The sequence below is a fragment of the Photobacterium sp. HL06 genome (assembly GCF_059552575.1).
Genome location: NZ_CM183915.1, coordinates 2,191,860 through 2,204,866 on the forward strand (window position 1 = coordinate 2,191,860; position 13,007 = coordinate 2,204,866).

Annotated in this window: 14 protein-coding genes; 7 read left to right on the forward strand and 7 right to left on the reverse strand. The window is 42.6% G+C overall.

All coding sequences use genetic code 11. The features are described from left to right. The first annotated feature begins 568 nt into the window (after window positions 1-568). Both AC51G0_RS27690 and AC51G0_RS27695 read left to right on the forward strand, forming a co-directional pair. Entirely contained in the window at window positions 569-985 is a 417-nt protein-coding gene (locus AC51G0_RS27690; RefSeq protein ID WP_496302784.1) for a GNAT family N-acetyltransferase, read from the forward strand. Between the two features lie 686 nt (window positions 986-1,671). Continuing rightward, window positions 1,672-2,046, forward strand: coding sequence for a hypothetical protein (locus AC51G0_RS27695; RefSeq protein ID WP_496302785.1), 375 nt, complete (start codon window positions 1,672-1,674; stop codon window positions 2,044-2,046). 64 nt (window positions 2,047-2,110) lie between these two features. On the opposite strand, the gene AC51G0_RS27700 is transcribed toward AC51G0_RS27695, so the two are convergent. Beyond that, window positions 2,111-3,367, reverse strand: coding sequence for an IS110 family RNA-guided transposase (locus AC51G0_RS27700; RefSeq protein WP_496302786.1), 1,257 nt, complete (start codon window positions 3,365-3,367; stop codon window positions 2,111-2,113). Between the two features lie 336 nt (window positions 3,368-3,703). On the opposite strand from AC51G0_RS27700, the gene AC51G0_RS27705 reads away from it, so the two are divergent. Both AC51G0_RS27705 and AC51G0_RS27710 read left to right on the forward strand, forming a co-directional pair. After that, window positions 3,704-4,090, forward strand: coding sequence for a hypothetical protein (locus AC51G0_RS27705; RefSeq protein WP_496302787.1), 387 nt, complete (start codon window positions 3,704-3,706; stop codon window positions 4,088-4,090). A 274-nt stretch (window positions 4,091-4,364) separates the two neighbouring features. Continuing rightward, a complete protein-coding gene (locus tag AC51G0_RS27710) occupies window positions 4,365-4,703 on the forward strand; it encodes a hypothetical protein (RefSeq protein WP_496302788.1) in 339 nt (112 codons plus the stop codon). Window positions 4,704-4,788: 85 nt separating this feature from the next. Here the strand turns inward: AC51G0_RS27710 and AC51G0_RS27715 are convergent, their stop codons facing one another. Continuing rightward, entirely contained in the window at window positions 4,789-6,045 is a 1,257-nt protein-coding gene (locus tag AC51G0_RS27715) for an IS110 family RNA-guided transposase (protein WP_496302786.1), read from the reverse strand. A gap of 846 nt (window positions 6,046-6,891) precedes the next feature. On the opposite strand from AC51G0_RS27715, the gene AC51G0_RS27720 reads away from it, so the two are divergent. Further along, a complete protein-coding gene (locus AC51G0_RS27720) occupies window positions 6,892-7,257 on the forward strand; it encodes a hypothetical protein (protein WP_496302789.1) in 366 nt (121 codons plus the stop codon). Window positions 7,258-7,403: 146 nt separating this feature from the next. Here the strand turns inward: AC51G0_RS27720 and AC51G0_RS27725 are convergent, their stop codons facing one another. Together AC51G0_RS27725 and AC51G0_RS27730 are read right to left on the reverse strand one after the other, a co-directional pair. Then, the gene (locus AC51G0_RS27725; RefSeq protein WP_128786665.1) at window positions 7,404-7,694 is read right to left on the reverse strand and encodes a type II toxin-antitoxin system RelE/ParE family toxin; all 291 of its coding nucleotides are present in this window, start codon (window positions 7,692-7,694) and stop codon (window positions 7,404-7,406) included. Then, the gene (locus AC51G0_RS27730) at window positions 7,687-7,908 is read right to left on the reverse strand and encodes a TA system antitoxin ParD family protein (protein ID WP_496302790.1); all 222 of its coding nucleotides are present in this window, start codon (window positions 7,906-7,908) and stop codon (window positions 7,687-7,689) included. Before AC51G0_RS27730 ends, AC51G0_RS27725 begins: the two co-directional genes overlap by 8 nt. A gap of 1,430 nt (window positions 7,909-9,338) precedes the next feature. Between AC51G0_RS27730 and AC51G0_RS27735 the strand changes: the two genes are divergently transcribed. After that, window positions 9,339-10,166, forward strand: coding sequence for a TIGR02391 family protein (locus AC51G0_RS27735; protein WP_496302791.1), 828 nt, complete (start codon window positions 9,339-9,341; stop codon window positions 10,164-10,166). A gap of 612 nt (window positions 10,167-10,778) precedes the next feature. Here AC51G0_RS27735 and AC51G0_RS27740 read toward each other — a convergent pair. The 3 genes from AC51G0_RS27740 to AC51G0_RS27750 all read right to left on the reverse strand — a co-directional run bounded on the left by AC51G0_RS27740 (window position 10,779) and on the right by AC51G0_RS27750 (window position 11,633). After that, on the reverse strand, window positions 10,779-11,057 hold the full coding sequence (locus tag AC51G0_RS27740; RefSeq protein ID WP_496302792.1) for a type II toxin-antitoxin system RelE/ParE family toxin: 279 nt from the start codon (window positions 11,055-11,057) through the stop codon (window positions 10,779-10,781). Continuing rightward, on the reverse strand, window positions 11,054-11,338 hold the full coding sequence (locus AC51G0_RS27745; RefSeq protein ID WP_496302793.1) for a damage-inducible protein J: 285 nt from the start codon (window positions 11,336-11,338) through the stop codon (window positions 11,054-11,056). The genes AC51G0_RS27740 and AC51G0_RS27745 overlap by 4 nt, the downstream gene beginning before the upstream one ends. A 127-nt stretch (window positions 11,339-11,465) precedes the next feature. After that, window positions 11,466-11,633 (reverse strand): hypothetical protein, encoded by a 168-nt coding sequence (locus AC51G0_RS27750; protein WP_496302794.1) that lies wholly within the window; start codon window positions 11,631-11,633, stop codon window positions 11,466-11,468. Window positions 11,634-12,494: 861 nt separating this feature from the next. Here AC51G0_RS27750 and AC51G0_RS27755 point away from each other — a divergent pair. Continuing rightward, a complete protein-coding gene (locus AC51G0_RS27755) occupies window positions 12,495-12,956 on the forward strand; it encodes a hypothetical protein (RefSeq protein WP_496302795.1) in 462 nt (153 codons plus the stop codon). The last annotated feature ends 51 nt before the right edge of the window (window positions 12,957-13,007 follow it).

Below are 13,007 nucleotides of genomic sequence, written 5' to 3' on the forward strand. Positions count from 1 at the left end.
AATGAGATTTATGAAATTGTTTCGTTGAATATAATGTTATGCCGCTCTTTTAGTTGGTAACAGCCCTCAGGCTTTATCGCACAGTTACATAATGTCTCAGGCCATTCGTTCACCGCAAGGCTGTCCAGGAAGTGCGGGGAAATGCAGGTTTTTTCGTTCTTTACTGCCTTAGGCATTGGCAATGAACCACCGCATTAAACGTCGTTACTCTACAGGGAATGTATTGTCGTTTCCTTTGCCCATCAGTTTGGTGCAGCAGCCCAAGCAAGTCTGCATCAGGATGTCATGCATGTAGGTTTGGCTCAAAGTCGCTGAAAATCAGTGCTTAGATTGGCTTTTTAAGTTGCTGAAGTTCAGGTACTGCTTGTCGCACTTGGATAGTTGAGCGGCCAAGTAGGGGACGGATTGATGGTTAAGGCAGCATAACAAACCACACCATGTCGACCCGTTACATTCGGCATTTTTGGTATGACTTTGCTGTGGTGTAAACGGTATTCAATTTCGGCACCTGCGTTACGGGCGCATGTGCTCAGCGTTAACTGCTTTTATTTTAGTTTTGAGGGATTAAATGGAATTTATTATTACCGAGAATCCAAGTGGTAAGGATATCGATGATATATACCAAGGTTTAAAGAAGCATAACATCCCATATATAGGTGATATTCCAGAAAATGAAATGGCTTGTTTTACCTATGCTAGTGATGGTTCCAAACTTGGCGGCGTAATTGGACGCACATGGGGTAGTTGGTTACTGATTAAGCACTTGTGGGTGGATGAAGCATTACACAAACAGGGTGTTGGTTCACAGTTACTAACAACATTTGAAAATCATGCAAAGAGCTTGGGCTGTAAGCATTCATTGGTAGACACTTTAAGTTTTCAAGCTCGACCGTTTTACGAAAAGCATGGTTACCAATGTCAAATGACGCTTGATGATTACCCGGTTGAAGGACAGCTACATTTTATGACCAAAGAGCTGAGTTAGATCAAGCAGTTAACAAGGCCATCAAGGTGACGCGTTACACTCGGCAGTTTTGGTTTGAAGTTCTGCTGGCTTGGTGAGTTCTGTGGGGCGCACCTTATGGCTGGCGTTATGGCGCTAGGTGCAAAGACAACGTGGCATTCGGTTTATGGTCGGCGGGTCGTGCTTAGCAGCTACGAAGTCGATCTTCTCAGGCGATATACCTGAACGCTTGTCTTGTAACGCGAACTGGTAGATTGACTGGTTCTGTTCGCAGCACGCTCGATTTTTATTCCGAGCTTGCTACTTCTCCAACGTTCAGCTCATCATCATGTAAATTTTTCCCGTTAACTTCATTGTATGTGGTTATTGCGGCTGTGCTCTGTGACGCTGATTCGCGCTTTGAGAAAAGAGCTGTTCGAGTTCAATTAAACTCTGATTTAGGACGTAATTCAGCAGGTTAACTGGCGTTCACTTTAACTAATTTCCAAAATGGTTATGATATTCGTTCAGAGCCGGACATCCTTAAGCGGTAGAGTGCGTGGCGATTGATGCTGTTGCCTTGAGTGCGCCATAACAAAGGTATCAAGGTGACGCATTACACTCGGCATTTTTGGTATGGAGTTCAGTGGGCTTGGTTGGTTCATCGTGGCGCACCTTATCCCAGGCGTTAAATGCTTCAATTATTTCGTTACGTGAGGGGGAATGCAATGCTACATGATTTCTATATTGATAAAGTTGAATTGGATTTCCAGAGTGAACGAGCGATCCTTTTTTGTACTTTTGAGGACAAAGAAACAAAGAAGACAGTTATATTTGAAGGGTTCCTTGCAGCAAAACTGGATGACATCATGATTGGCAATATCATCTTGGATGTTGAGGAACTTGATGTTGAGTCATTTTTCAAAATAGAAGAAAAATACTTACTTAGTAAATTAAAATGGGGTTGGCCTATGATGACAGCCGTAAACATAGACGATCTGAAATCTCAATTAGTGAGTAACTCTTATAAAGTGTGGACTATATTTGCTACCTGTGGGATGAATGGATATTTAATTGCTAAGTCTTCTCGTATTCTACAATGAGAACGCATTTAACAACACGCCCTGAGGTGGACGGTCAAGTCCCATAGACCACATTTTATTCACCTTATTTCGATGCTAAGTAGCCGATTATTGGTGACTTTTTCTCTGCTAGCATCGTGATGTACTTTGCTTCGTCGTAAAGGGTGTTTTCTTGCCAACATCGGAACAAAATGCGGCCCCATTTGTAAGCCAATGCACGTACCGCAGCATTGTGATGTTTGCCTCGTTCTATCTGTATTTGATAGTACGCTTTGGCCCATGCCGATGAACGGATACTTTGACCAGCCCATTCAACGAATGTCTGCCTGAGGAAGGTTGGGCATTGGAAGCGCCAGCGGACAATGCATGATTTTCCTGACCGTTGGGTCACGGGTGCAACACCGACATGGCAGAGCATTTCGGTGGCATTGGCATATTTATCTTTGTTGGTACCGAGGGCCGCCAATAGCCTTGCTGTGTTAATTTCTCCTGCACCTGGCAGTGACTTGAACAACTTATAATCGGTCATACTGCGTGTGAGTACTTTAATGCGTTGCTCAAACAGTTCGATGGAGGTAAGCAGGTTGCGAAGCTCACCAATCAGTGACGCTAAAAGCAACCGGCAGGGACGAATAACCGCCTGGTCATCAGTGAGTGGCACCAATGACTTTATGGCATCCACACGGTCTTTATTGACTTGCGGATAGCGAGAATTATGGTTTTCAAAAAAGCGGAACAGTACATCACGGCGAGTTGTTTTTGCCTTGGCTGGTTCAGGCCATTTAGTCAGAAAGTCACAGAAAATGATCGTGCCGATATCATCGAATAGCTCAAGTGGTTGAGGGTAATATCGCTTTAATACTGTTCTGATTTTGTTGGTTATTTTCACTCTTTGATTGACTTGCCGGCGTCTAAACTCGACAAGATCAGTCAGCTCTCTGACCTGTGGTGATTCTGGTTTAAGCACATTGAAATGATCGCCATGACGCTGGATTAAATCGAGGATCAATTTTGCATCAGTCGGATCGTCTTTAGCTCCCGATGGTGAGAAAGTATCACGATAGCGTTTTACCTGCTGGGGTGGGATTGGTACCTGGCAGACAAACTTGTATTGGCAGAGCTGGTTAAGCAATCTCACATTGCCACTTTCATAGGCAATGACGAGTGTTTTTTCCTCAAAATGTTGGTGAAGTTGGTGCAGCCAATCATGGATATGTTCAGGCTTAGAGCTGATGACATCATTGATACATTTGTCGCCGTCATAGTAGCAGACATCATGCTTTTTATCGGCCCAATCAAGGCCAATGAGGATGTACGAATCTGTGAGCTGAGAAACTAACATAATCACCTCGAGTTGCTACATTAAAAGTGGTGATGTGCATGCTGACTGACGTGTGAAGGCATTATAGTGTTCAGACTGAAAGTGCCCTGAGTATTCATCGACAGTGAGCAGCTGGCCTGCGCGGAAGGATTGTTATAGTCATCAAGTGACGGGCAATCTTATTCGTCACAGGCCAGTGCATATCCCTTCTTTATATGGTCTACAAGGAAAGGACTGTCCAACTATAATGCAATCAAGGTGATGCGTTACACTCGGCAGTTTTGGTTTGGAGTTCAGTGTGCTTGGCTGGTTCAGAGGGGCACACCTTATCGCAGGCGTTAGCTGCAAAGGAGGATTATGAAGGCTGTTTTCCACAAAACAGATGGTGATTACTTAGAAGCCGAAATTGAAGTTGATGGTTGCATTTTATATGTAATGGATGATTTCGGTGGTGATAGGTATACCCCTGGTGAAATTATAGATATTGAGTTAATAGCAAGCCTTCTCTACGAAGATGAAGAATGGGAATCAATGTTTACTGGTAATCCAGATAAATTGAGGTTTCTAGAGCATCAGAAAGGTTGGTGTTATCGAGCATACGGAGTAATTACAGCAATAGAGCCTGATGTCAAAGTGGATATTGGCATCACCGAGTTAGATGCGCCTATTGAAACGAATGATAAACGGGTCATTGGGGAGAGCATTGCCTTCACAATTACAAGGCTTGATGCGTTCAGCAGCTAACAAGGCCATCAAGTATGACGCTTTACACTCGGCAGTTTTGGTTTGAAGTTCAGTTGGCTTGGTGAGTTCGGTGGGGCGCACCTTATGGCTGGCGTTATGGCGCAAATTGCCTTCATTGGATGTATTCTCGTTGTTTACTACTGTGCGGCGCTGTGCTATTTGATAGTTTGTTTTTGAACTTGTGATTTGTTGGTTGCTTGTTTCTTGGATTTTAATTCATTGGCACTTTGAGAATATTTATGAAGTTATGATGTTAGATTTGGGTAAATACGTCATGGAAATTGAATTGCTAAAAACAGTCGGTCTCGGTATGCCAATAATTTTATTATTAATGGTAATTTATGTATATTCGTTACTTGGTATTGCGAAAATATTTACAGGTTTTGTTAAAGTTATTATTGGTATGATGCTATATGTGGTATTTTCTGTAGTGGTTGCATCCCCCATGATATATCTCATAAGGATTAATCAACCAGCTATACAAGATTCAAATTATACTTTGTTTGCTGTAATGTTGAGCTATTTTTTCATAATGGCACCTGCTATTTATTATCTTATAAAGGTAAAGAAAAAAGAGTTGCAACGTGCTGGTTACTTCCTATCGTTGAAATAATCAGTTTATAGGGTTTGAATACTGGCGCCATAACAACACGCCCTGAGGTGGACGGTCAAGTCCCATAGACCACATTTTATTCACCTTATTTCGATGCTAAGTAGCCGATTATTGGTGACTTTTTCTCTGCTAGCATCGTGATGTACTTTGCTTCGTCGTAAAGGGTGTTTTCTTGCCAACATCGGAACAAAATGCGGCCCCATTTGTAAGCCAATGCACGTACCGCAGCATTGTGATGTTTGCCTCGTTCTATCTGTATTTGATAGTACGCTTTGGCCCATGCCGATGAACGGATACTTTGACCAGCCCATTCAACGAATGTCTGCCTGAGGAAGGTTGGGCATTGGAAGCGCCAGCGGACAATGCATGATTTTCCTGACCGTTGGGTCACGGGTGCAACACCGACATGGCAGAGCATTTCGGTGGCATTGGCATATTTATCTTTGTTGGTACCGAGGGCCGCCAATAGCCTTGCTGTGTTAATTTCTCCTGCACCTGGCAGTGACTTGAACAACTTATAATCGGTCATACTGCGTGTGAGTACTTTAATGCGTTGCTCAAACAGTTCGATGGAGGTAAGCAGGTTGCGAAGCTCACCAATCAGTGACGCTAAAAGCAACCGGCAGGGACGAATAACCGCCTGGTCATCAGTGAGTGGCACCAATGACTTTATGGCATCCACACGGTCTTTATTGACTTGCGGATAGCGAGAATTATGGTTTTCAAAAAAGCGGAACAGTACATCACGGCGAGTTGTTTTTGCCTTGGCTGGTTCAGGCCATTTAGTCAGAAAGTCACAGAAAATGATCGTGCCGATATCATCGAATAGCTCAAGTGGTTGAGGGTAATATCGCTTTAATACTGTTCTGATTTTGTTGGTTATTTTCACTCTTTGATTGACTTGCCGGCGTCTAAACTCGACAAGATCAGTCAGCTCTCTGACCTGTGGTGATTCTGGTTTAAGCACATTGAAATGATCGCCATGACGCTGGATTAAATCGAGGATCAATTTTGCATCAGTCGGATCGTCTTTAGCTCCCGATGGTGAGAAAGTATCACGATAGCGTTTTACCTGCTGGGGTGGGATTGGTACCTGGCAGACAAACTTGTATTGGCAGAGCTGGTTAAGCAATCTCACATTGCCACTTTCATAGGCAATGACGAGTGTTTTTTCCTCAAAATGTTGGTGAAGTTGGTGCAGCCAATCATGGATATGTTCAGGCTTAGAGCTGATGACATCATTGATACATTTGTCGCCGTCATAGTAGCAGACATCATGCTTTTTATCGGCCCAATCAAGGCCAATGAGGATGTACGAATCTGTGAGCTGAGAAACTAACATAATCACCTCGAGTTGCTACATTAAAAGTGGTGATGTGCATGCTGACTGACGTGTGAAGGCATTATAGTGTTCAGACTGAAAGTGCCCTGAGTATTCATCGACAGTGAGCAGCTGGCCTGCGCGGAAGGATTGTTATAGTCATCAAGTGACGGGCAATCTTATTCGTCACAGGCCAGTGCATATCCCTTCTTTATATGGTCTACAAGGAAAGGACTGTCCAACTATAAAGCAATCAAGGTGACCCGTTACACTCGGCGGTTTTGGTTTGAAGTCGGGTGTGCTTTGTTAGTTTAGTGCGGGGCACCTTATTGCAGGCGTTATGGCCCAGGAGCCCAGGCAACGTGGTGATCTTTTGTCACGCTGTCGGACAAGCTTAGCCATGAATAAACCGTCTTATTCAGTCGATATATCTTATTGCTTTGCTGTAAAAAGAACTGTGAATTTTATTGGCATCTGCTGTTGCACGCATGATTAGGATTTTGTGCATGCATTTGTTATTTTATGTATACAGGTTTAAAAGTCATAGCTTAATTATTTTTAATACTCCCATAGCTGATAAAGAATTGTTTTATATCTTCATGGTTTTGATTTTGTGAATTGACTCCTGAAGTTATAAATCAAAATCAGTTCGATATTCAAAGATAGGTTAAGATATTTAGCCGCTAGATAGTTAATTCTATAGGCAGTATAGCGTCCGTAATGGATTGTATTAAAATGATTTATCATAACATTACAAAGTATTTCACTTGGTGTTTTTTGTCAAGTTCGGTGCTCATGTTAATTATATGGATGCACTTTATCGCAGTAGCTATGGCTATAAGTTTAATCTATTGAAAGGATTCAATAATGGGTATATTTGATACTATTTTTGGAAATAAAGAAAAGTTAACAGATGATGAATCTCATTTCATTCGTATAGCATCGGAAAGAATACTATCAGATGTATCCTATGAAAAGTTGTTACATGGTGATGAAATTTTATCAACAAATGGTTTTCAGTCGTATGTATTTGGGATGGGGATGGCTGTAATTCAATCATATGAGACAATGAATGAAAGCAAAGATAAGCGAACTGAAGCTATAGATATCATCTTAAAATCAACGTTATCAGACTCATATTACGATGCTCGTAAGGCACTAATTGACTATAAGTTAATCGATGAAAAAGCATTTACTGATGGATTTAACCATATGGATAAGGTGTTTAGTTGAGCTATGGCCATAACAAAAACATCAAGGTGACGCTTTACACTCGGCATTTTTGGTATGAAGCTGGTGCGCTTGGTGAGTTCAACGTAGCGCACCTTATGTTCGGCGTTACAACCACTAAGGCATTATCCTGCTCAGTGGTTATAAAATTAGTAAAACCGTTTTACGTCGCGGTAAAAATTTTCGTGTGAACCTAAAGCCATGAGTTCTAGAATAACTGTTCCATCCTCATAGCTGTACCCAAGTAGGGTAAGCTGCTTTACCATTTTGAACTTATGAACACGAAGAAATGACAGATCACCTTTTTTCTGTTCACCGAGAAGAGGATCTTCCATCAATGCTTTAATTGCATTATCCAGATCCTTCTTTTGGTTAGCATGCAGCTTTTTAACTGCCTTTTTGAATGTTGGTGTTTGAAGAACTTGTGTAATCTTAGCCAAAGTCGTAACTCTCAAATTTACCAGCATCTTTCTCAGCTTTAGCGATAATTGCTTGCTTAACGAATTCATACGGTAAATCAGGGTTATCTTCCATCATTTCACCGATTTTAGCCCAATGTTCAATTTGTTTTGGGGTGGTTCGGTTGAGTGCTTTAGCCATGATGGCGGCTTTATCAACAAGATCTTGATCTAAACGAACGCTTGAGGTGCTCATAGAATATCTCCTTTCTGTATAGTTAGATTGTAGCAATGCGCTACAGATGAGGCAAGTTGCATCGAGGTTGTAACAAGGCAATCAAGGTGATGCGTTACACTCGGCGGTTTTGGTATGGAGTTCGGTGCGCTTGGCTGGTTCAGTGGGGCACACCTTATTGCGGGCGTTATGGCGCTAACGTGTACAGCAACGTGGAGTTCGCGTTATCAATGTTGGGTCGTGCTTAGCAGCTACGAAGTCGATCATCTCAGGCGATATACCTGAACGCTTGTTGTGTATAACGAACTGGGAGATTGATTGGTTTTGTCCGCAGCACGCTCGATTGTTGTTCCGGGCTAGCTACTTTTCCAAAGTTCTGCTCATCACTTGTTGTTTTGCCAGTTAACTTCATAGTATGCGGTTATTACGCCGTATGCCTGTGACACTGGTTCATGCTTTGAGAAAAGAGCTATTCAAGTTCAATTAACCTCTGTTTTACGATGTAATTCAGCATGTTAAATGGTATTCACTTTAACTATTTTCCAAAATGGTTATCATCTTCGTTCAAGAGCAGGACATCCTGAAGCGGTAGCGTGCATGATGATTGGATCGGATGCCTTGAGTGCGCCATAACAAAGGTATCAAGGTGACGCGTTACACTCGGCATTTTTGGTATGGAGTTCAGTGGGCTTGGTGGGTTCATCGTAGCGCACCTTATCCCAGGCGTTACCCGACTTGGTTGAGTTCTTTTTGTGTACTTAACTCCGCAGTCGCTGTGTGTTGGTCAATTCCAGGTAAATTCGTATGCAGTAAGAGTCGTTCCTCGGTCATAGCGGCTTCTTGTTTTTAAACGTCTCAACGACTTGCGTGATTGTTTGCTGATAACCGCGCCAACTTCTGTATTTGGTTTTAACCATGGTTCGGCTGTGGCGGTTGTGACTAGGTGTTTAAAATGTTCTTAAACTTCTCAGCTATTGTCGCGCCATCATCGAGGAATGCCGCTTTCAATATTGTGGTCGGTTCGTTGGTAGGGAAGTGGTTATATTTTGGTGGTTGCCGAAAGAAATATAATTGTGGGCGTTGTTCGCGGCTTGAGTTTGGGCAGCCTTTTAATCAATATTGGCGAGCGATTCTGGTTCATCTTTTCTAGGTAAACCATAGTGCTAACTTTATCGTAGCCGCTATTTTGTGGGTAAACGCGCAGTAATTTTCGTGGTTATAGTTTTGAATTTGTCAGCCTTGAGTGGGGTGTTTGTCGCGCTTAATCAGCGCAGTTTTTAATTGCACTTCATCATGGCAGGCAAGCTGCTTAACCCAAGTCAAACGGCCGGGTAACAAGGGCATTAAGGTGACGCTTAACGCTCGGCGGTTTTGGTTTGAAGTGTATTTGGTTTTGTAAGTTCAGCGTTGGCGCACCTTATGCCAAGGCGTTATATTTTTAATGAGGTTTTATGGCACGACTTGAAAAGCTAGACTTCGGTATTATCGAGTCAATTTGTAAAATTTTGGGTGAAACCTCAAACGGGTTCACTGGTTCAGAAATTGGTAAGCTTTTATACGAGGCTGGAATCGATGATATTGACCCTACGAACACAAAATGGAGGCGGCTTAATTCTGCAATTGCTAACAGGCAAGAGCAAGACGGTTGCGCCAATAATGTCATTTACTTTATACAAATAGCCATGACCCCAGCGCGCCACTTCGAGCATCTTGAGTGGTTTAATGATACACGTTATAAGCTTAATCAAGTATTGAGTTTTGCTGGTTATATTTTAGGTGACAATGGCAAAGTTTCTCACACGTCAAAAGCTTCGACAATTAGCGAAGCAGCAGCTCGTGCTAGTAAACTAAAAGAACACCTAGTGTCTCGGAATGTTCATCCTGATGTCCTCTATTACTGTAGAGAAGAATTACTAGTAGATAATTATTTTCATGCTGTGTTTGAAGCTACAAAAAGCGTAGCAGATAAAATTCGAAATAAAACTGGCTTAACATCTGATGGTGCCAATTTAGTGAATGAAGCCTTTTCATTCAAAAGTGTTCCTCATCTAGCCTTAAATACTCTTCAAACCGAAAGTGAAAAGAGTGAACAAAAAGGTTTTATCAACCTGCTAGTTGGTTTGTTTGGGACATTCCGTAATACAACAGCCCATGCGCCTAAAGTCACGTGGAAGATCGATGAACTTGATGCACTAGATATCTTATCAATGGTCTCACTAGTTCATAGGCGATTGGACAAAGCTACTGAAGCAAGAAAGCTCTACGAAAACAAAATATAACAAAGCAATCAAGGTGATGCGTTACACTCGGCGGTTTTGGTATGAAGTTCGGTGTGTTTTGTTGGTTCAACGTGGCACACCTTATTGCAGGCGTTATGCCGCTCTTTTAAGTTGGTAACAGCCCTCAGGCTTTATCGCACAGTTACATAATGTCTCCGGCCATTCGTTTGCCGTAAGGCTGTCCAGTTAGTTCGGGGAAATGCAGGTTGATGTGTTTTTTGCTGCCTTTGGCATAGGCAATGAACCACCGCATTAAACGTCGTTACTCTGTAGTGAATGGGCTGCCGTTTCCTTTGCCCATCAGTTTGGTACAGCAGCCCAAGCAAGTCTTCATCAGGATGTTATGCAAGTTGGTCTGGCTCAACGTCGCTGATGGTCAATCGTAAAATTGACTCTTAAAGTTGCTGTAGTTCTTATACTTCTGATCGCACTTGGATAGTTGAGCGGCCAAGTAGGGGCGGATTTATATTTTAGGCAGCATAACAAACCACACCATGTCGACCCGTTACATTCGGCATTTTTGGTATGACTTTGCATTGGTGTAACGGTATTCAATTTCGGCATCTGCGTTACGGGCGCATGTGCTCAGCGTTAGTTGCCAACCGACTACAATCAGTCGGCTGGGAATTTTTGCTTCTGGTGAAGGACTCGCATTACACGAATGATTGAACCTTCAACCCAGTAGGACACGATCATTGAGATCTCTGGAATAATGAGTAATCTCCCGCGAATTCCATCGCGCTGAACACCCATCAACGGTTGCTCTAACAAGTTCTCTACTTTTGCTTCAATGATTTCGTCAGTTTTTTCAGCTGCTTCAGGATTAAAATCATAAAGAAACTCAAAGATCTTCTCGCGATCATTTAGAGATTCTTCTTCCCATAAAATCATTGTTGGCCTCGGTTACGAATCTTCGCTTTACGCTCGGCCATTCGTGCTTTTGCCGAGTCATTATCAATAAATGAAGCTTTTCCTGAGTCAAATTTCTCAAATGCTAGGTTTACTTGTTCAGTTAGCCAAGCGTCATGAGATAATGCTTTACGTTGTTGTTCTGCCATTTGTTCTGTAAGTTCGCGACAAGCATCGCTTAGTGTACGACCTTGGCTTTCAGCCATTTGCTGGGCTAAACGTTTTATTTCGTCATCAACACGAAATTGAATTCTTGTATCCATGAGTAGCTCCTAATTTTGCGTGTGTACAAATGTTAGCACTGGCGTTGAGGAAGGGCAACTAACAAAAACATCAAGGTGACGCGTTACACTCGGCGGTTTTGGTATGGAGTTCGGTGCGCTTGGTAGGTTAGTCGTGGCGCACCTTATGTTCGGCGTTATGCCGCTCTTTTAGTTGGTAACAGCCCTCAGGCTTTATCGCACAGTTACATAATGTCTCAGGCCATTCGTTCACCGCAAGGCTGTCCAGGAAGTGCGGGGAAATGCAGGTTTTTTCGTTCTTTACTGCCTTAGGCATTGGCAATGAACCACCGCATTAAACGTCGTTACTCTACAGGGAATGTATTGTCGTTTCCTTTGCCCATCAGTTTGGTGCAGCAGCCCAAGCAAGTCTGCATCAGGATGTCATGCATGTAGGTTTGGCTCAAAGTCGCTGAAAATCAGTGCTTAGATTGGCTTTTTAAGTTGCTGAAGTTCAGGTACTGCTTGTCGCACTTGGATAGTTGAGCGGCCAAGTAGGGGACGGATTGATGGTTAAGGCAGCATAACAAACCACACCATGTCGACCCGTTACATTCGGCATTTTTGGTATGACTTTGCTGTGGTGTAAACGGTATTCAATTTCGGCACCTGCGTTACGGGCGCATGTGCTCAGCGTTATGCACCTTAGAGCCAAGTTCTTCAATGGTAGAAGGTTCATCGTTCAATACCACGATTTCTCTGGCTATTCGTTCAGCGAAAGGCTGCCTGAAAGTTAAGAGAACAGCAGGTTGTCGTTTTCTTTGTTGCCTTTTACCCTGGCAATTCAGCAGTGAGTTTTCATTGTTACATTGCTTTGAAAGGGTTATTGCTTGTCTTAACCAATAGTTCGGTGCAGCAGCCAATCCAGTCCGTATCAGGCTGTCATGCAAGTTGGTTTGGCTCAAGTCGTTGAAAGTGAATCGGAATTATCAGAGTATGAATTTGTTGTCTGTATGTCGCAGATTCACAATACGTGGAAAGACTTTCGGCCAAGTATGATCGTATTAATGGATGGAGTTGCATAACAAAGGTATCAAGGTGACGCGTTTGACTCGGCGGTTTTGGTTTGGAGTTCAGCTGATTTGGTGAGTTGGTCGTGGCGCACCTTATCCCAGGCGTTATGCATATAGGGAACAAAATGACATATCACGTAAAAATAGAAAGAATCCCGTATGAAGAACCATATCATTTACAGCTCCTGTGGGATATTTCCAATGGTATGCAGAGTACAAGATTCGAGCTTTATAATAATGCCACCGATCTGCTTCAGATAGCACAAGGTTTAGAGAGCTTTCCTCGTCACTCAAGTGATGTGTTTTTATATGAAATTGGCTCTGAAAGAGAAGAAGATAACTTTGCGCACTATTTTCGATTGAGAGCTTTCATGATAAGTCCTCGTGGGCAAACTGCTCTTCATGTGAGGTTTTGTAATAATTCGCCTTTACCGTATAAACATATCTCAGAGTTTTGTATCCAAGCAGAACCAAGCGATATTAATCGGTTAGGGTGTTTGTTTAAGGAGTTTGCCAAATTACAAAGTGATTTTCTTGCATGGAGTGAAAAAGAGGATTTCATTGGTGACAAATACGAATATGCATAACAAGGCCATCAAGTGTGACGCTTTACACTCGGCAGTTTTGGTTTGAAGTTC